General features: G+C 39.6%; 2 protein-coding genes. Both read right to left on the bottom strand.

Features of this window, described 5'->3' with window-relative positions; genetic code table 11:
• Positions 1 to 4: 4 nt before the first annotated feature.
• The gene (locus LJE72_RS25925) at positions 5 to 529 is read right to left on the bottom strand and encodes a 3-isopropylmalate dehydratase small subunit (protein WP_229251016.1); all 525 of its coding nucleotides are present in this window, start codon (positions 527 to 529) and stop codon (positions 5 to 7) included.
• 15 nt (positions 530 to 544) lie between these two features.
• Positions 545 to 796: aconitase family protein (locus LJE72_RS25920; protein WP_248286556.1), on the bottom strand; the 252-nt coding region annotated here is incomplete at its 5' end.

The raw sequence follows: 796 nt of genomic DNA, 5'->3' as shown, positions 1-796 counted from the left end.
TTAATCAATAGTTTTTATCAGCGTAACCAACCCAGCCGCCTTCTTTAACAAGTGTCTTGTCAAACTCGCCGACTTTAAAATCAATTTCTTCTGATTGATCTGATGAAGTTACAATGATCTTATCTTTATCAATGTCAATTGTTATTGATGTCTCTTTCCTCGCGAAGTTCTCAAAGAGATATTCGATCTTATCTTTAGGTAATTCAATGGCTAACATACCGCAATTATACATATTCTGTCTGAATATTCTTGCGAAACTTTCAGCTATCACCACATTGATTCCATTGACTTCTAATGCCCATGGCGCATGCTCTCTGGAAGAACCGCAACCAAAATTGGCTCTTGTTACAAGCACAGCTTTGTCTTTAATATCTTCTTTAGGGGTAAATCCTGTAAGCGCCAAATCTTCTAATAAATACGGTTTCAATGCCTCTTTAGTGATTTCAGTAAGATACTTTGCCGGAATGATTTCATCGGTATTGATATCACTTCTATCCAGGAATAGGACGTTTCCGCTAAATTCTTTCATTTTTCCCTCCGATACTTACGCTTTATAAAATTGTGAATTGGTTATTTTTCCTTCAATAGCTGAAGCTGCAGCCGTAGCAGGACTCATCAAGTGAACTGTACCGCCCTTGCCCATTCTGCCATTAAAATTTCGGTTTGTCGTAGAAGCACAGGCTTCACCCTTTGCTAGAACCCCATTACTCATGCCAAGACAGGCTCCGCAGGTTGGGTTTGTCACGCAAAAACCAGCGTTCTGGAAAATCTCGATCAATCCTTCTTTTAAGGCCAC

The organism is Desulfosporosinus shakirovi (assembly GCF_020595055.1).
GTDB lineage: Bacteria > Bacillota > Desulfitobacteriia > Desulfitobacteriales > Desulfitobacteriaceae > Desulfosporosinus > Desulfosporosinus shakirovi.
The sequence above is the reverse complement of the archived record's forward strand: the minus strand, read 5'-3'. Positions and strand labels throughout refer to the sequence as shown.

Excerpts from the sequence above, each read along its gene's own strand:
- LJE72_RS25925 (WP_229251016.1), bottom strand. The coding sequence starts at position 529 with ATGAAAGAATTTAGCGGAAACGTCCTATTCCTGGATAGAAGTGATATC.